The sequence below is a fragment of the Pseudolactococcus raffinolactis NBRC 100932 genome (genome assembly GCF_001591765.1).
GTDB lineage: Bacteria > Bacillota > Bacilli > Lactobacillales > Streptococcaceae > Pseudolactococcus > Pseudolactococcus raffinolactis.
Genome location: NZ_BCVN01000023.1, coordinates 1 through 19,959 on the forward strand (window position 1 = coordinate 1; position 19,959 = coordinate 19,959).

General features: G+C 38.2%; 10 protein-coding genes and 1 pseudogene. 1 reads left to right on the forward strand and 10 read right to left on the reverse strand.

Annotated elements, in window-relative coordinates; all coding sequences use genetic code 11:
- Positions 1-32 precede the first annotated feature (32 nt).
- The 9 genes from leuS to LRA01S_RS07320 form a co-directional block, all read right to left on the reverse strand.
- Positions 33-2,528, reverse strand: coding sequence for a leucine--tRNA ligase (gene leuS / locus LRA01S_RS07280; protein ID WP_061774978.1), 2,496 nt, complete (start codon positions 2,526-2,528; stop codon positions 33-35).
- 73 nt (positions 2,529-2,601) lie between these two features.
- Positions 2,602-3,348, reverse strand: coding sequence for a helix-turn-helix domain-containing protein (locus LRA01S_RS07285; RefSeq protein WP_144259893.1), 747 nt, complete (start codon positions 3,346-3,348; stop codon positions 2,602-2,604).
- Positions 3,349-3,376: 28 nt separating this feature from the next.
- Positions 3,377-4,360: a ribose-phosphate diphosphokinase gene (locus LRA01S_RS07290; RefSeq protein ID WP_061774997.1), complete on the reverse strand. Its 984-nt coding sequence runs from the start codon at positions 4,358-4,360 to the stop codon at positions 3,377-3,379.
- Between the two features lie 198 nt (positions 4,361-4,558).
- On the reverse strand, positions 4,559-5,791 hold the full coding sequence (gene ftsY, locus LRA01S_RS07295) for a signal recognition particle-docking protein FtsY (RefSeq protein WP_061774980.1): 1,233 nt from the start codon (positions 5,789-5,791) through the stop codon (positions 4,559-4,561).
- Complete coding sequence (locus tag LRA01S_RS07300) at positions 5,792-6,598, reverse strand: Cof-type HAD-IIB family hydrolase (RefSeq protein ID WP_061774981.1); 807 nt, start codon at positions 6,596-6,598, stop codon at positions 5,792-5,794.
- A gap of 21 nt (positions 6,599-6,619) precedes the next feature.
- The gene (gene smc / locus LRA01S_RS07305) at positions 6,620-10,156 is read right to left on the reverse strand and encodes a chromosome segregation protein SMC (RefSeq protein ID WP_061774982.1); all 3,537 of its coding nucleotides are present in this window, start codon (positions 10,154-10,156) and stop codon (positions 6,620-6,622) included.
- A 1-nt stretch (position 10,157) separates the two neighbouring features.
- Positions 10,158-10,877: a ribonuclease III gene (gene rnc / locus LRA01S_RS07310; protein ID WP_061774983.1), complete on the reverse strand. Its 720-nt coding sequence runs from the start codon at positions 10,875-10,877 to the stop codon at positions 10,158-10,160.
- Positions 10,878-11,532: 655 nt separating this feature from the next.
- Positions 11,533-14,976: a helicase-related protein gene (locus LRA01S_RS07315; protein WP_061774984.1), complete on the reverse strand. Its 3,444-nt coding sequence runs from the start codon at positions 14,974-14,976 to the stop codon at positions 11,533-11,535.
- On the reverse strand, positions 14,963-15,568 hold the full coding sequence (locus LRA01S_RS07320; RefSeq protein ID WP_061774985.1) for a master DNA invertase Mpi family serine-type recombinase: 606 nt from the start codon (positions 15,566-15,568) through the stop codon (positions 14,963-14,965). Before LRA01S_RS07320 ends, LRA01S_RS07315 begins: the two co-directional genes overlap by 14 nt.
- A gap of 49 nt (positions 15,569-15,617) precedes the next feature.
- Here LRA01S_RS07320 and LRA01S_RS07325 point away from each other — a divergent pair, with 49 nt between their 5' ends.
- A complete protein-coding gene (locus LRA01S_RS07325) occupies positions 15,618-16,442 on the forward strand; it encodes a TaqI-like C-terminal specificity domain-containing protein (protein WP_061774986.1) in 825 nt (274 codons plus the stop codon).
- On the opposite strand, the pseudogene LRA01S_RS07330 reads toward LRA01S_RS07325, so the two are convergent.
- A pseudogene (locus LRA01S_RS07330) lies at positions 16,430-19,720 on the reverse strand (Eco57I restriction-modification methylase domain-containing protein). The gene LRA01S_RS07325 and the pseudogene LRA01S_RS07330 overlap by 13 nt on opposite strands.
- Positions 19,721-19,959: the final 239 nt, after the last annotated feature.

Genomic DNA, 19,959 nt, shown 5'->3' on the forward strand with positions numbered 1-19,959 from the left:
CCCTGAAAATTCAGATGGTGTTTGTTTATCTCTTAATTCGCAACAATGTTTACTAATTTATCAGGCACTGCAATCACTTTACGGACTGTTTTACCAGCGATTAAGTCTTTGATCACATCATTTTCAAGGGCAATTTTTTCCAGTTCATCTTTTGAAGCACCTGTTGGTACCATGACTTTAGCTTTGTTTTTGCCTAAAAATTGAAGGACGATTTCGACTTCATCATCTTGAAGTTTGCTGTCGTCAAATGTTGGCCAAGCGACATAAGAAATGCCTGCTTCACCTGTTAAGGTTTGCCATAATTCTTCACCTAAATGCGGTGCGAATGGTGCTAATAACTGAATGAAGCCTTTAGCATAATCAAGTGGCAATTCAGGTAATTTATTAGCGGCATTGACGAAGATCATCAGCTGAGAAATCGCCGTGTTAAATTTCAAGGCATCCAAATGTTCAGTGACTAACTTAACCGTTTCGTTATAGACACGATCCAGTTTGCCATCTTTTTCAGCCGTGATTGTTTTTTCAGTCAGCAAACGATACACACGCTCGAGGAATTTATGTGAGCCTTCAAGACCTTCTGTTGACCAAGCAATGCTGGCGTCGAGCGGCCCCATGAACATTTCGTAAAGACGCAAGGTATCTGCGCCGTACTGTTCAACGACATCATCTGGATTGATCACATTTTTCAATGATTTCGACATCTTGGCAGGGCCTTGCTCGAGTTCTTCACCATTTTCCAGATTATAGAACTTCCCATCACGCGCCTCAACCTTATCAGATGCCACAAGCGCACCACGACCATCGCGATAGCTTGTACCCAAAATCATCCCTTGATTATAAAGTTTTTGGAAGGGCTCTTTCGTTGGCACCACGCCAATGTCGTAGAGGAATTTATGCCAGAAGCGAGCATAAAGCAAGTGAAGGACGGCATGCTCAGCACCACCGATATAGATATCAACCGGTAGCCACTCTTTTAAGAGTTCTGGATCAGCCAACTGCTCGCTGTTTTTCGGATCAATATAGCGTAGGAAATACCAGCTAGATCCCGCCCATTGTGGCATGGTGTTGGTCTCACGACGCCCTTTAACACCATCTTCACGTGTGACTGATAACCAGTCAGTTAAGTTTGCAAGTGGTGACTCACCAGTCCCTGACGGTTTAATGTCACTTGTTTTTGGTAAAACAAGCGGTAGATCTTGTTCTGGTACAGCTGTTGATGTGCCATCTTCCCAATGGATGATTGGGATTGGTTCACCCCAGTAACGTTGACGGCTAAAGAGCCAGTCACGCAAGCGATAAGTCACTTTTTCTTTACCGAAGTGATGGGTTTCTAGCCACTCGACCATTTTAGCAATGGCTTCTGACTTATCCAGACCATCTAAGAAGTCTGAATTAATGTGTAAACCGTCTTCTGTATAAGCTTCTTTTGTGACGTCACCACCGGCAATAACCGGAATGATCGGTAGATCGAATGTTGTCGCAAAATCCCAGTCACGTTGGTCATGAGCTGGTACGGCCATGATGGCACCTGTCCCGTAACTTGCAAGGACGTAGTCTGAAATCCAGATTGGAATTTCACGGCCATTGACTGGATTGATGGCATAAGCACCAGTCCAAACGCCTGTTTTTTCTTTGGCAAGGTCTGTTCTCGCCAAGTCAGATTTGAGGCTGGCTTGATGTTGATATTCCTTCACAAACTCAGCTTGACCTGGACTTGCGATTTGGTTGACCAACTCGTGTTCTGGTGCTAAAACAGCATAAGTTGCACCGAAAAGTGTATCAGGACGTGTCGTAAAGACGGTAAAGTCTTGGTCAAAGCCTTTGATTTTGAAAGCAACATTAGCACCAACTGACTTACCAATCCAGTTGCGTTGCATATCTTTAACTGACTCTGGCCAGTCCACATCTTCAAGGTCATTTAAGAGACGTTCAGCATAGGCTGTGATTTTTAGCATCCATTGGCGCATGGGTTTGCGAACGACTGGATAGCCACCACGCTCTGATGTTCCATCAGGCAGTACTTCTTCATTTGAGATAGCTGTACCAAGTTCTTCTACCCAGTTAACCGCTACTTCTGCTTCATAGGCTAGGCCTTTTTCATAAAGTTTAGTAAAAATCCACTGTGTCCATTTATAGTAGTCTGGATCAGTTGTATTGATTTCGCGCTCCCAGTCGTATGAAAAACCAAGGGCATTGATTTGACGTTTGAAAGTCGCTATATTTTTCGCAGTAAACTCGGCTGGATCATTGCCTGTATCCATAGCATACTGTTCAGCAGGGAGACCAAAAGCATCCCAACCCATTGGATGCAAGACATTATAACCTTGTGCCCGACGCATGCGGCTAAGAATATCCGTCGCCGTGTAGCCTTCTGGATGCCCCACGTGAAGACCGGCACCACTTGGATAAGGAAACATATCTAGGGCATAGAATTTAGGTTTATTTTTATCAGTCCCTGTTTTGAAGGTCTGATTGTCAGCCCAAAAAGCTTGCCATTTTTTTTCAATTGCTTGATGATTAAAAGTCATAATATTCTTTCTGTTAGTTAGTGTTAGTAGTCTTTATTTTACGATAATTTCACTGTTTTGACAACTTGCCATCTCAAATCAAACTGTAGAGCAAGACCAGATCGCTCCCACTTAAAGTCAAGCCGTACTGCCGCTCAAATTTCTTAATCTTTTGCGTCAGGGTATTGCGGTGAATGTACATGGCCTTGGCCGTTTTCAGTTGGTTGCCGTCATGTTGATAGAGCTGCGTAATCAAATCCTGCGCCTCTACATCGGTCAAAAGCCCTTGCTTGATTTTGTTTAATGGTGGACTGGTGACTTGGCCTAGACCTGCTTTGATGAGCGATTCTGAAAAACTGAGACCATGATCAAAGTTGTTTTGCTCAGTTGGATAAAGCGTGCTGAGTTCTGTCTGATCTGCAAACAACCCCAAATAGTAGTCACATTTAACCCCTAAATCCTGTGTTAAGGTCCCCAGAACTTGCTTGATTTCTCCCTCGCTCAAGCGTTCTGCCGTCATTTTTTCAATGGCGATACCGTAGGTGGGTGTGATTTGCTTAACTTTTACGATCCCTGGGAAAATCAAGGATAGATTTTCTGCGATTTCAGAAAAGCCTTGGGATTTGAACTGAATGACGCGGTAGGTGCCGTGGGGGAGTCGGTCGAAATCTAGGGTTTTGGCTTGAAACAAGACATCGTTAAAGAGGCTGATTTCGCGTTGGGTCAGCTCGTTTTTGGCGATATGAAAGGGGTGACCTTGGCTTTCAAAGTTGAGGTCAGCCGGATTTTCACTTGCGCCTGTTTTGATTGGGAATAGCTTGGCTAATGCTTCTATCTTCATGACTTTACCAAAAAACGCCAACTGGCGTTTAGACTATATCTTCTGATTTGACACGCATTGCAAATAATGGTGACAAAGGACGATTTTCGTGAATACGGACAATGGCATCAGCGATTAAAGCTGAGATTGAAATTTCCGTAATTTTTTCAGAATTGCGAATGCTATCTGGTAACTCGATTGTGTCTGTTACGACCAATTTCGTAATGGACGAATTTTCAATGCGTTCAAGTGCTGGACCTGATAAAACACCATGGGTACAAGAAGCATAGATTTCAGTTGCACCAAGTTTTTTAAGCGCATTGGCCGCAAGTGTGATCGTCCCTGCAGTATCAATCATGTCATCGATCAAGACACATTTTTTACCTTTGACATCACCGATGATATTCATGATCTCTGCAACATTGGCACGTGGGCGACGTTTATCAATGATCGCAATCGGTGTTTTCAAGAAGTCTGCCAATTTACGCGCACGTGTAACGCCACCATGGTCAGGTGAGACAACCACAACATCACCTTCAGCACCTGTCAAGCCGATGCGTTCGAAATAATCTGCAATGAGGGGCGCACCCATGAGGTGGTCAACTGGAATGTCGAAGAAACCTTGGATTTGTGACGCATGGAGGTCAATCGTCACCAAGCGGTCAACCCCAGCTCTTTGGAGCATATTTGCGACCAATTTTGATGTGATTGGTTCGCGTGGGCGTGCTTTTCGGTCTTGACGTGCATAGCCATAATAAGGCATGACAACATTGACTGAGCCAACAGAGGCCCGTTTCAAAGCATCAACCATGATCAACAGCTCCATCAAGTTTTCATTGACCGGACTAGATGTTGATTGAATCAGAAAGACATGACTGCCACGAACTGACTCCTCAATATTGATTTGAATTTCACCGTCACTGAAAGTTTTAACATTGCATTTTCCGAGATCGAGTCCCATGTTTCTAGCGATTTTTTTAGCCAGTTCCTGGTTTGAGCTGAGTGCAAATAACTTCAGGTTTGCGTACGACATGACTTCCTCCGTGATTTTTGATACCCAGCCAAATGGTGCTAGACTCGTCGCTTGAACCCTTTTAAACATTCAAGGTCAGGCTTGTTCACCATGGCTAACAGGTATGGATTAGAATAATTTGAACACTATCCTACTATAGGATACTCTCCCATTTTACTATTTTTCAAGTGTTTTGTAAATGCTCCTGATAGGACTAGATTAAATTAAGTCTTGGAAGAGACCTTTGACAAATAGCGCCTCGTCAAAGTTTTCCAAGTCTTGAAGACCTTCTCCAAGCCCGACTAATTTGACAGGAATTTGTAATATTTGTTGGATGGTTAAGATGATACCACCTTTTGCCGAACCGTCCAATTTTGTCAAGACAATCCCAGTTAATGGGGTGACGTTTGAAAATTCCTTGGCCTGAGAAATGGCATTTTGACCAGTTGTCGCATCCAATGCTAGCAAGGTTTCATGTGGCGCATCTGGCAATTCGCGTTTGATGATTTTGCCCATTTTTTCAAGCTCTTTCATCAGGTTATCTTTATTTTGCAAACGGCCCGCTGTATCAATCAATAGCATGTCAAACTGTTCATTCTGTGCACGTTTGACGGCATCAAAGACAACAGAGGCTGGATCAGAATTTTCTTTCCCAACAACTACATCAACACCACTACGACGCGCCCATTCGACCAATTGATCTCTTGCCCCAGCACGGAAAGTGTCTGCAGCTGCGAGTAGGACTTTTTTGCCTTCATTTTTAAAACGGTTCGCAAGTTTACCAATCGTTGTTGTTTTCCCAACACCATTGACCCCAACGAACATCATCACGGTTAAACCATCTTGAAGGTTAAGCTGTGTATTCAGGCCTGATTCTCCAAAATTGTCAACCATTTTTTCAATGATGACGCGCTTCACGTCGTCTTTTGACTTGGCATTTTGAAGTTTAACTTCGCGACGCAAATCATCTGTCAATTGAGTCGCCACATCAACACCGACATCACTCATGATCAGTGTGTCTTCTAGGTCTTCGAAAAATTCTTCATCGACTGAACGGAAATTCGCTAAAAATTCATTAAAACGTGCGCCAAATGACTTGCTCGTTTTTTTCAAGGATTTCTCGTATTTTGCTTCGATTTGTTGCGGTGTTTCAGTTTCGAGCTCTGGCTCTGGTGAAACATCAGCCACTTCATCTGCTGTTACTGCTACTTCAGGTTCTGGTACAGTTTCAATCGTAACGGTATTATCTGTCGTTTCTGAAGTAGATGCTGGCACTTCAAATACTGGCTCAGACTCAGCTATATCTTCATGCTCAAGGTCTGATTCAATGTCAGTTTCTGTTTCTGCTACTGCCTCTACTTCTGATAAGTCAAATTTGAAAATATCAGCTGAGGCATTTTCTTCGATTTGTTCTTCAACTTTTTTACCAAAAATTTTATCAAATAAGCCCATTTAATCCTCCAAAATATAGGTTTGAATCGCCCATGCAACACCATGCTCATCATTTGTGACAGGTGCGACAACATCTGCTAATGCCTTAACTTCAGGAGTCGCATTTTTCATGGCAATACCTAGTCCCGCCCATTCTAGCATGGCTAGATCATTTTCTTCATCCCCCATAGCCATGACTTGGCTTTGATCGATGCCTAAAATGGCTGTTAATTTTCCAAGCCCAAATGATTTGACTACGCCCTTAGGCATGATTTCTAGTAGAATATCACGAGACTTGAAAATCTCGTATTTTTCTTTTAAATTGGCTGGAATTTTAGGGATTTGTTGGTCCAGAAATTCCGCATTAATAGCACTAACTGCCTTGTTGAAAATCAGATCACGAGGAATCTCATCAAATGGCCCTTCGACAAAGCTCAGAAAAGGACTGAAGCCTTGATAGAGCGAGTTAGGATTGGTTTCATAAGCTAGACCTTCAGAGATGACATCCATTGGTAAGTCAAGCGCTGCGAGCGCTTCATGAATCTCGACTAGATCATCATAGGAAAAAGTTTTCTTTGAGAGAATCTCTCCGTTATTGCGCTGAACCAGACCACCGTTAAAGGTGATTGAATACTCTGATACCACTAGCAAATCTAGCTCTTTCAAGATGTGCTCGATTGCTTTTAAAGGGCGACCGGTCGTGATGACCACATGAACTCCGGCAGCCTGCGCTTGTTTGATTGCGACTTTATTTTCAGTAGAAATCTGCTTATCGTGTGTGAGCAAAGTCCCATCTAAATCCAAGGCTAATAATTTTATTTTCGACATGTTAAGGACTTCTTTCTTTTTTTACTTCTGATCGGCCGCCACGAAATCTTTCAGTTTGACTGAAACGATTTTCGAGACGCCACCTTCTTGCATGGTCACACCATACATGGCTTTGGCTGCCTTCATCGTGCCTTTTCTATGCGTCACGACGATAAACTGACTACTTTCATCAAAACGCATCATATAATCCCCGAAACGTTTGACATTGGCCTCATCTAATGCCGCCTCAACTTCATCGAGGACGACAAATGGTACTGTCCGTACACGTATGATGGCAAATAGTAAAGCCAGGGCCGTTAGGGATTTTTCTCCGCCACTCATGAGGTTGAGACTGGCGAGTTTTTTTCCAGGTGGCTGAACGGCAATTTCGATCCCAGCATCCAACAAATCTTCCGAAGTTAGGATGAGATCAGCCTGACCGCCACCAAACATTTGCGTGAAGGTCTTTTGAAAGGAAAGTCTGATTGCTTCAAAAGTTGATTTAAAGCGGACTTTTACTTCATCATCCATGTCATTTATCGTAGATTCTAGCAAGGCTTTGGCCTTGAGTAAATCTTCTTTTTGCGTATTGAGAAACTCACGACGCTCATTCACTTCATCGAATAGTTCGATAGCTGCTAGGTTGATTGGACCAAGTTTTCTAATTTGAGATTCTAGTGATTGTAGCTGACGTTCACTTTCTGACAGACTGACTAACTCTTCTGCCTGTTCTTTTGCCGCATCAAAACTCATCTGGTAGTCATTAACCAGTTTATTTTGGCGACTTCTCAAACGATTTTCAGACGTTTCAAGTGACAATTCTAATCTTGTTTTCTGAGCTAATTGATCCTGACGCTGCTTGATATTCACCGTGTTCGCGTCATCCAAATCTTCGATTTGGGCAGTCAAGTCTTCACGTTCGAAACGTAGACTGACCAGTTTAATGTTAGCAGCTTCCAGACTGTCAGATACTGCTTTCAGATGCGTCGTCAAGCTTTCAAGACGCGTTTCATTGTCTAAGTCAGATATAGTCGTTTCTTGTTGACTGGTCAAGGCTTGAATTTCAGCCTCTAAGTTGGCTTGTTCAGTGGTTAACCGTTTGATTTCACCCGCTGTATGGCGGATATCAGACGTGACCTCAGAAAGTTTCAGTTGACTTTCTTGCAGATCTCGACGCAAGTTTTCCGTTAGTGTTTTAACTTGTGATTGACTACTTTTCACTTCAGAAATGTCGGTGTTAATCTGTGTTTTCTTCTCTTGAATCGTAACGAGTGATGCGTCATACGCTTCATTTTCAAGTGTGAGTTTGTCAATAACGGCTTGCTCGTCAGATGCATTGGAAAGCGCCAAACGACTTTCTAAGTCTTGCTTGCTTTCTAAGAGTGCTTCCTCTTTTAGGCTGTACTCTTGACTTTGTAGACGTGCTGCCTCACCTTTTTGGCGCAAGTCAGTTAAGGTTGTGGTCAAGCTCGTTTTCTGATGTTGCAATTCCTGCAAGTCTTTTTCAAATCCACGAACAGTCTGATCCAAAACGGCGACTTTTTGCGTCAAATCATCAATTTCGACATTGGTAAAAGTCGTTGAATTTTTCTTATTCGCACCACCTGAGAAAGAGCCGCCAGGTCGAATTTCTGTCCCATCAAGCGCAACGATTCTCGCTGTAAAGTTCAGCGCTCTAGCGATTTGTGTCGCATGATCATTGTTATCAACAATCAGAACACTGCCAAGCAAGTTTGAAATGGCAGGTGCAATATTTTCATCATAACTTACCAAATTTTGTGCCGTATCAATGAAACCTGGTATATTGGCAACTTGATTGGTTTTACTAAAATGACGGGGTTTAATGGTCGTCAAAGGTAAGAATGTTGCACGTCCTAAGCGTTGCGCTCTTAGGAAATTAATGGCTGATTTAGCAGCCTGTTCATCTGAGACGATAATATTTTGAGCACCACCTGCTAGGGCAATATCCATTGCTGTCGCATACTGTTTATCAAAACTCACCAAATCAGCGACAGCACCAATAATCCCTGGTAATTTGTCAGAGGCTTGTAAGACCGCTTTGACACCTTGATAAAAATTGGCATGACTAGCTCGGATATTTTCCAGACTTGTTAAACGTGCCTTGCCTTTGTTTAATTCATCCATGGCAGCAAACAAGCGATTCTGGGTCTGACCGATAGCCGTTTCTAGGGTCTTGAGTTCGATATCAGATGTATTGTACTGGGCTAAAAGTTGTGCTAACTCTAATTTTAGTGTTTCAGAGCGTTGGGTCGTTGCGTCTAACTCTGTTTTTAAATTGTTATATTTTTCAGCTAACGCTTGATTTTCATCAGACTTGCTAGCAGCATTAGCTCTGATATTATCTAGCTCTGAAGTATTTTTGGTGATCGCATTAGAGAGTTGCGCTTCTTGGTTAACCAAGTCCACAAACTCTGCCCTTAAGCGTTCAATGACATCATCTGGATTTTCAGAAAAGTTATCTAGTTTACCTTGTAGCGTCCGAATTTGTGCGTCTAGCGTTGCTTTTTGAGCTTGATTGGTCTCAAGTCTGTCAGTCAAGATTGCCAATGTCTCAGATACTTCAGTCAGTTTACTTGTGAGACTTGCGATGCGTGCCTCACGCTCTGCTGCTGACTTTTGAGACATTTGAGCTTGACTGTGAAAAATATCAATTTTAGACTGAAAATCAGATTTTGCCGTTGTAAATTGTAAAATCTCAGCCTGTAACTTTTCTTGATCTCTTTCAACAGCAGATCGCGCTTGTTTTAGTTTAAGCACATCTCGCTCAAAGACTTCTTGTGCCGCATCAAGTTGTGCCAAAGTCTCCTGAACATCTTTAAATTGCGCTTGCGCACTTTCATAGCTGACTTTTTCAGCAATGATTTGTGCGACTAGAACAGAGATGTCAAGTTGCGTGCGTCGCGCATCGAGTTCCCGGAATTTCAGGGCGACATCACGTTGTGCGCGCAACGGTGTTAATTGACCGTCTAGTTCATAGATGATGTCTTCTAGACGATCCATATTTTCTTGTGTTGCGGAGAGTTTAGATTCTGTTTCTTTCTTGCGATTTTTGTACTTTAAAACACCCGCTGCTTCTTCAAAAATAGCGCGACGTTCTTCTGGTTTGCTATTAAAAATCGACTCAATTTTCCCTTGAGAAATAATGGAGAAGCTATCACGGCCAAGCCCTGTATCAGTGAAAAGTTCATGGACGTCTTTTAGGCGTACTTTTTTACCGTTAATCAAAAATTCGCTATCACCATTACGATAAAGACGACGGGTAATGACAACGGTCGCTTCACTTGGCAGGTAGCCATCGGCATTGTCAAAGGTCACGATGACCTCGGCATAGTTGAGTGCGCGGCGTTTTTGCGTACCAGCAAAGATGATATCTGGCATTTTAGCGCCACGCAGACTTTTAGCCGACTGCTCGCCTAGTGCCCAGCGCAAACTCTCAGTAACGTTTGACTTGCCTGAACCATTTGGCCCGACAATCGCCGTCACACCTGTATCAAAAGTAATTTTTGTCCGATCAGCAAAAGATTTAAAACCGACCATTTCGATTTGTTTCAAATACATCTTAGTTATCCTTTTGTTGATTTTTCTGCTTTAGGAAAGCTGAGCATGCGGCATCTTGTTCGGCAATTTTTTTGGATTTCCCTTTGCCGTGACCAATCGGGTGGCCTTCAAATACCACATCCACCTCAAAAACAGGTGCATGCACCGGACCACTTTTCCCAACAACGACATATTCGAGTGGAATTTTATTATTTTTGTCGATCTGACCTGCTGTATAAAAAATTTCTTGTAAGGCCGACTTGTAGTCAGTCACTTTATCATAAGAGCCATTTTCAATCTCAGGAATCATCACGTCATAAATAAACTGCTTAACTGCAGCCAAGTCTTTATCCATCAAAAGTGCCCCAAGAAAGGCTTCAAATAGATTTTCTAGATTGGCATCATTTTCACGCCCACCACTTTTTTCTTCGCCATTCCCAAGTTTGAGGTACTGATCAAACCCTAATTTACGCGAAAAGTCCGCAAGAGATTCTCTGCGAACGATTGAAATTTTCTTTTCAGTTAAAACACCCTCACGCTCATGCGGGTAGGCTTTGTAGAGGTATTCGACAATGATAAATCCTAGCGCCGCGTCTCCTAAAAATTCTAAGCGTTCATTATGAAAGACGCTTGAGTTTTTATGCTCAAAATAATAAGATTTGTGTGTAAAAGCCTCTTCTAACAACTCAGGCTTATTGAAATTAATCTGATAGTCTCTTAATTTTTCTTGTAAAGTTTCCATTGTTTCTATTATATCAAAAAGTACTGACTTTCGCACTTTCCCGTCAAGTGTTATAAGGGGCTATTATTTCTAAGACTTGGCAAAATAATCATCATGCGCTTCAGATAACCAGGGATGGATAACCAATAAATTACTATCGTATAAATAGGCAGTAAAAAATTTTGCTGCTGCTTCGAGGAATTAATCAAAAGCACGCATCAAGTCTGTTTGATAAGGCAGCGTCCCCCTCGCTTAACGACTTCCTTATTTCTAAGACTCGGTTTCCCTCCTGCTATTTTTGTGAACATTTCGTTAATTTTCAATCGAAAACCCTTTGAACAATTGGCCTGTACGCTCAAGCAGAACGGACGTCACATGCCCGACTAATCATCTGAGTATCTGTCCATTCTCCACATTGAACAATCACCTGTTAATCCCCAAAAAAGTTTTTTGAAGCACCGTATTACCGTGACCCAAAGCATGAGAAACAGAAGTCGCTTCAAGTTAGTAAGTCAGCACCTCCTGAAACTGTTCTAAATACCGATTGACCATAGATCGCTCAATAAAGTTACCATTTCCTTAAAGGAAGATAAAAATCAGAGTGAGTCGTGTTCTTATTTTTGAACGCAGAAAAAGACTCTATCAAATTTGACAGAATCTCATCTACAGATAAATATTATACCACCAAAATCCCAGCAATAACCTCAAGCTTAGAAGTATCATTATTTACCTTACTTTTAACAGAAGAGTGTTCTTCCTCCATTAATTTTCCTATATTTTCAATATTAAAAACTTCAACAAACCTCTTCAAATTCTTCCAGATATTTTGGGTAATTTTAGAAGTACTTAGTTGTCCGTTTTCACCACGTAAATTTCTCAAGAAAAGTTGTTGTTCTGCAGTAAATCCCCGATTACTGAGTGAATAAGCAACAGATTTAAATTCTTTTCCACTTACTCCTTGCTCTTTAAAATTTATTCTAAAATTTCGCATATTATCAATCAAATGTGATCGTAGTTCTGAAATATAAGCTGGCTGTTGTTCAATCTCATTCACTGATTTTAAATTTGAGTTATATGTTGTAACTATTTTCTCAATAATCTCTCTTCCATCACCAGTTAGTTGATTGATCGTTTCATCAACTTGCTCAATTTCAATTAAAGCTGTCTTACCAATCAATTCTCTCGTTCTATATTCGGAGTCAACAAAACTTATTTGAGAGGAATCTTTTAAGCTCCATATCTCAGGCACGGTTGATTCAATATATTTTCCATTGATATCATTTAAAATTCCTGTAGCCAAAACTAAAGGTTCTGATTTATAAACAAACGAATATGGAAAGGCATAATAATCAACATCTTTCACAAAATCATCACCTATTTCATCATAAAACTTTTTAACACGCTCACGAGCTTCAAATTCAGATACTGAAGCAACAAGTTCTTCTTGACCTTTAGTTGCTTTAATATTTTCATCTTTAAGACTTGAAATAAGTCCTTTATACTGTCCTTTATTTATAAAAGGTAATTTGAAAACTCCCTCTGTATCTACTGTCGCCCCTTTAGCTTTTCCTTCAAAGCGTTCTGAAAGTTTCAACTCCGCACTAATAATTTCTTCTGATGGAAAGGCATAAACAAAAATCATATTTTCACCGTTTGATTTTGGACGGTCAATACGTCCAATACGTTGTTCCAATCTCATTGGATTATATGGAAGCTCGATTGTCATTACGTGTCCTGCATCTTGCAAGTTTTGACCAGTTGAGATCGCATCTGTTCCTACTAAAACTGAAATTTCTGTATTATCAAAGAGTTTATAAGATTTGGATATTGGTGAAAAGCGTCCTAGAACGTCTATTTTAGAAGCTTCATCATAATTTATCCTAGCTAAGCCACCATGTATCATCCCTATACCAGCTAATAATAGTTCATCATCTTTTATCAGCTCCTTAAAATAATCTTCAACAGTATCAGCAAATTCTGAGAATACAAGTACTTTTTCCCCGCGCAATACCGCATTTTTTATTTGAGAAATAACAATTTTCTGTTTTTCATCTTGTTTTGAGACAACTTCCCACGCTAACAGAATTTCATCTAAATCTCTGATATCATCATTACTGTCTTCAAGCATCATTGATAGTATTTCCGAACGAGATTGCTCTGTTAATCGCTCATCAACTAAACGAATTCTATCTTTTTGGGCTTTATTTAGAATGTTATCAGTATCTTCAAACTCATTTCCAAAATCGAAACTATCCTCATCCTCTTTTACCGTATCAGCATATTCTTCACTAATTTTGGCATAAAAATAGTTTTTTATCGTTGAAATACTCTCTTTTTGTAATCCTTGAATTTCATCCTGGAATTTTTCTAACTTATTTTTTATATTTCTCAAACTAATACCAAAAGCAGCGTTACTAGAATCCGCACGACGTAATAATTGGAACCTTTGACGTAAAATAACGTTACTTTCTTTATTTGGTCCAAAATATTGCCAGATTGTGTCTTGATAAGGTAACTTCAATGTAATCAATCGTTCTAAAATTTCACTTAAAGCATTAGAAACTTCAGTTGAATAGCCAATCGTAAATGGAGTTTCGCCATCTTCAAGTGGAAATTTTCGACTTGGATATCTGTCTGATAAGTATTTATCTTCTGCCAAACTTGCGCGAGTTCGTTGATAATATAAATCTTTCCAAAATTCTACATAGGCTTCTTGATTATAATCACCCTTTACATCATAAAGAATTTTTTCTCTATTCGTTAAAACATAATTGTAATATTGACGTGAGGTGGGAACTTTAGTCAGATTCAAAAAGAGTAATCCTAATCTTATCACATCTTCACGAGAATTATTCCACGGTGTTGCAGTCAGAAGAAGCCCTCTTAAAGTTCTACTTTGTGTGACTCTAGCATATTCAATCATTGCTTTCATGTTTTTATATGCTTGATTACTCTGACGTAAAAAACCTTCATGAGCTTCATCAATAACAACAAGTGCATAAGTTTCAGCATAATACTGAATTGCTTTTTCATCTAGCCCAGTAAATTTTTGTCGAGTGGTGATATCAAATTTTGAGCGGTCAATCTCAACATTCTTTAATTCTTCCAACCATTGTTCACGCAAACGATCATTTGCTAAGATTAATATCTTTCTTTTATCATCTTTTAAAGACAAATCCTGCAAATATAGTTTCATAATACTTGCCACCTCAAGTGTTTTTCCTAAACCAACTCCATCTGCTAAGACTTGCGTATCAAATTCTTTCAAAACTTGATAAACGTGTTGAATACCATAAAACTGATGAGCAAAGAACTTATTGCCATCATCTCGACTTGGATAAGGAAGGTCTTGTTCGATTTTTTTAATACGAGTAATCAAGTTTTTAGGTGCTTTTTTACCAAAATACTTCCCTAAATTCCAATAAAAATATTCTACTGGAGTAAATTTAACTTTAGGTTTAGCAAATTTATTTTTCTGGTCATCTAAGTCAGCTATCAACTCGTCTGCATAAGCAACTGAGTATTCATGCCACATTTCATCAAACCAACTTCGGATAGGTGGGAAAGAATCACTTGAGAATATATTTAATTCCCGATTAGCAACAAGTCCACCGTAAGTAAAGTTTGAAGAACTAATTAATACACTACCTGTTCTTGAACTTTCTGTTTCTGAGAACATATATGCTTTCCCATGCAAAAAAGCAATATCAGCTTTGGAGTGCGTTTCATAGAATTTTTCATCTACAAATATTTTCACTTCAATTCTTCCTGTTTGAATCCATTCAACCAATTGTTGATAGAATCGGTTATCCAAGTAAAAATTTTCAGTGCTATAATCCGCAGAACCCTCAGCTATCTGAAAGAATTTTCTTGATTCCGAATTCTTTGTATCATATTGATTACTCAATAATAATTCAATTTTATTTTGGTCTGATCGTGAAAAAAAGTTTCTAAAATCATCTTCAAGCTCTGCAACTCCACTTAAACGAAAGTAGCCACTTGCAATTTTTATATTGCCATTTTCAGCCATTAACCCAGCTATCGCACCACGCATGGTTCTTTCTTTATTGTCAATTCGATTCTCATCGCCAATCTTAGGTACATAGTTATCTACTGCCATTTTCCTCTCCTAATAATTTAGTTACTGTTGCTCGATTCACACCATATTCAACAGCTATTTTCTGAAATGATAAACCAGATGCACGTAATCTTAAAATCTCTGCTTGATGTCCATAAAGCTTGTAAGTTTGAATCTTTGCTAGACCTTTAGGCCGTCCTAAAATGATACCCTCTGCCTTTTTACGTGCAAGAGCCTCTTTAGTACGTTGTGAGATAAGATTACGCTCAATCTCTGCTGAAAGACTAAAGGCAAAGGCTAGAACTTTAGAATTGATATTATTTCCAAGTTCATAGCCTTCTTTTACAGTTAAAAGTGTAATTTCATTTTCCATCAAATAATTCAGCATGGACATTATTTGCAATAAATTCCTTCCTAACCGAGAAAGTTCACTAATAATTAAAATATCATCTTTTGTCAATTGTTCAAGTAACTCACCAAGCAATCTTTCATTTGCTTTTTTGCTTCCACTTACTGTTTCAGAAGTCCAATTTTCAACTGTCAAGCCTCTTATTTTAGCAAACTCTTTGATTTCAAAACGTTGATTTTCTACTGTTTGCTTGTCTGTACTTACTCTGATATAACCATAAATCATGTTTCATTCCTGCTTTCTTTAAAGGAGCGATTATATTGAGCAGAATAAGTTGAACGTTTCTTATCAAAAAGATGAAAGTTGGACGATTCTGTCACCAATTGAGCAGAGTATTAAACAGAAAATTGAATCTGTTGGAACACCACTTAAAGATTGGAATATAAAAATCAATCGAGGTATTCTGACTGGTTTTAATGAAGCCTTCATCATCAGCGGGGAAAAACGAGATGAATTAATCGCACAAGATCCAAATTCTGCTGAGATTATACGACCGATTTTGCGTGGCAGAGACATCAAGAAATACAATTATGAATTCGCTAATTTGTATCTAATATGCACTTTTCCTGCTAAAAAATATAACATTAATAATTTTCCGGCAGTTAAAGATTATCTACTAACTTTTGGAAAAAGAAAATTAGAGCAATCAGGCGAAAAGGATATTGATGGTATTTTAGGAAATAATGCCCGCAAGAAAACCAATAATAAATGGTTTGAAACACAGGATAGTATAGCCTATTGGGACGTTTTTTCTAAACCAAAAATCATTTATCCGAACATGACAAAGTATTTACCTTTTTATTTAGATAATAATGGATTTATGACTAACCAAAAATGCTTTATTATATCTGGTGAAAACCTTAATTATCTCACTAGTTTCCTAAACTCAGATGTTTTTAAAGTATGTTTTAAAGAGTATTTTCCAGAATTACAAGGAGGAACTAAGGAGTTGAGCAAGGTTTTTTTTGAGAAGATTCCTATCCCTCGGCCTATTGAAGATATTATTTTATCAGAAGAAGATGTTTGTGGTCTATATGATTTCACAGAGTCTGAAAAAAACTGGATTCAACAAGATTATCAGTCCTACTACCCTTCATAGTTATTAAGGAAGTCGGTTTCTTCTAGAGAAAAACCATATATATTATTAACCAAATCTATTAATTTTAGTTCATTTGATTTTTGGTCTTGCTCATTATTTGTAGGTGTCGTTATATTATTTAGCAATTCAATAAATGGTTGTTGTTTTTGATTATTCGGTTTTGGAATTGGAAATAGTGCAATATTTTGAGCACCTATTTGAACATCTCCCATTCCTGTCTTATTCATATTAGTTATATCACTATACCAATATATAGCTTTAGAATTTAGAAAAATTACCAAATATTCTAAAAAGTTTCCGGTTAGTATATAGCATGCGTTATTCACAAGTTGCTCATTATTATCAATTGCAAAAGCAAGCTGATTACCTATAACTTTCCATATGATTTTTGGTTTAGAAAAATCGTCCATATATGCACAACGTCGAAGGTTATACGGTGTATCACCTTTATCTTGTCGCTTGCTAATTTGTTCCAAATATATATCAAGATGACTTTTAATTGCTGGGTAATTATTGATATCAATACTTGGAACTTTATTTCCAGTTGAATCTTTGTATTCGTTATAGGTTGTAATCAGGTATTTATCCGCAAATTCATAAGAGTATCGCTTGATATCTTTGCCACGCAAAATCGGTCGTATAAGTTCAGCAGTTCGAGTACGTTCATCATAGGATCTGCAATTATCTAAAATTTCTTGCCGTTTTTCTTCAGATACGATAAAGGCTTCGTTAAAGCCAGTTTTGATACCATAATTGATAGAAATATCCCAATCTTTAAGTGGTGTTCCAACAGATTCAATTTTCTGTTTAATGCTCTGCTCAATTGGTGACAGAATCGTCCAACTTTCATCTTTTTGATAAGAAACGTTCAACTTATTCTGCTCAATATAATCGCTCATATTTTCTATGCGCTTTCTTGGCTCACGCGCACGTTTCACTAAGTCTATCGCTTCAAGCTCATCTTTATTGTCTGATTTATCAAGCGCCAAAATACTTGTATCAACCGTCGCACCAAACATTCCTGAGCCGAGATTAATTAAAAGATAGGGATTTGTATAACCCAAGAAGTAATTTCTCAAAGATTTTCCGTATCCCGAACGCATATATTTGTTTGATGTAATAAATCCCAATTTCCCATTTGGTTTTAAAAGTTGTATCGCGCGTTCAAAAAACAATGTATAGATATCTCCTGTCGCTTCATAACTTTCAAATTCTCCAAGTTTTTTATAAACCTCTTTTTCTGTATCCGAAAAAATCTCCTTCTTTTGGAGCTGAATATATGGAGGGTTACCGAAAATAATATCAAAACCACCAGTGTAATTCCCCTCTCTATCAAAGAAAATCTCTGGAAGACTAAATTCCAAAACGCCCATATTCTTCTCATCGAACGTCTTCAAAAATTCTACGTCTGAAATTTTCTTTGACTTCAGAGCAGTTACTGAAATCGTAGCAAATATTTTTTCAAGATGAAGCCTTTTTTCTTGGAAATCTTCCCCTTTTGAAGCCCACTTTTTCTTTTCTTCAACTAAATTCATAATGTCCGCTTTATAAGTCTTGAACATCTCTAATTTCTTGTCTTCTGGAACAAGAGAAATAACGGAATTTTGATTTATTAAAGTCTTACCAATCAATTCTGGCAATTTATCTTGCTCATCACCTAATGATTCTAAAGTCAGCGCAAAACTAGAAACAATCAAAGCTTTCAAGTCCACATCAACCCCATAGATCATGTTATTGATGGCATATTTTTGAAACTCAGCCATAGAACTCAAAGCTTTTGTTTTTATTTCAGCGATGATTTGTTTAGTTCCAAGCGTCTTTTCTAACTCTACATACCAATTTCCTAATTTTCTAACAGCACCCGCTAAAAAAGTTCCACCACCACTCGTGATATCAGCCATTCTCAAATCAAGTACACTTCTTAATACTTTCTCTTTTTGAGAAGCAGGAGCGTCAATAACACTCTGTTTGATTTCTTCCAATTTTTTACCAAGTGTAATATCAATAATGTAATCAGTAATTTTTGCGTTGGTATAAAAAGCTCCGAGATCTTTTTGTTGAGTGTTATCTTTACTATATTCCCAGTTTCCAGATGAACCTTTTACTAAGCTCATTTTTAAGGTTTGTTCGTACTGCTCACCAATTGTTCCTGGTGTGATATCAGCTAAATCAAAGTCTAAATTCGTTGAGCTAGTCAATCCCCAACTTAGTGCATACTGTTCCTCAGTTAAAGTTTTTTCGATTTCTGTAGCTGCTTTAGCGATATCTGAAACATAAAGGTCTCCACCATAGATTTCTTCCATATATTGTGCTTGCTTTTCTTTAACATCTTGAATCGCTTTCTCATCAATAGACATTGCCTCGAAATCATCAAATAATGATATTTGTAATGACATTTTTTTAGGTTTATTTAGCAATATTTCTATTTCTTGTTGATTAAACTTAACATTATTTTCTAAAGCTTTATCAATTGAAGTACCAAGACCTACATTTAAAACTGATTTTTTTGCTCTATCTATTTCATAACCGAAACGACCTTCTAAAATACGAACAAGCAAATACCTTAGAACTAGGGTATCTAAAACAGCAGAAATAACATCAGCATAATATTGAGATGTCATATCTAAATCTAAATTTTTAAAGAAGATATCTTTGATAATTTTTTGGCATTTTTGTTCATCTTGAATTTTCTTCCAAAAGTTCAAACGCAGAATTCTTGTTTTTGAGACAAATTGTTCATCATCACTAATAGCAAAGCGAAAAAGTTCTATTTTAAATTCATCAGCAAGTAAAACATCTCCAAAATCTTCATCTTCTTGATAAACATTCTTTTCAACTAATACATCTGACTTCAAAGAATCAAATTTATCAAGATATTTTGAATTGGCTCTTGAAATCTTATCAACTGTCAAAATCAAGCGACGACGATAATCTGCTGAATCAAAAATGATCATTGTTGCTTGTCCAATAACAATGATAAAATCTACTTCACTACTTGTCTGTCCTTTTTCTCGCATGGCTAAAGTAGCTAGCTCAAAGAAGTTTTTAAATTGATTTGCCCTTGTCTTTTCTTCAAGTTTATCTTGGGTAGTCACATAAGCAAAAAATCCTTCAAAATCATCTGGACGCTTAAAAGAAAAAATTTTATCATTTTCAAAATTTTCCTCGATACTTTCAATACGTTCAATTTAAAAACCTAAATAAACTGCTAGATTATTTATATCTGTATTTACCGCATTAAAATTTTTAATAAGATTAATCGATACTGATTTTGACATACTGCCCCTCTTTATCTATGAATTTATAAATAAAACGATCCCCTTAGGTACCCTTTGTTATACACATATCAAAAAACAACTCACTCTAATCAGTGAACCCGAATTTTATTAATACTATTTTATCACATTTTGTAAGGCTTTTCTCCCTCTAACGTCAATATCAATACATAAATAAAAGAAGCTTCAGCTAAGTGTTAACTACTGAAGCTTCTCTAGTGTTATATACGCTATTCGTGAAC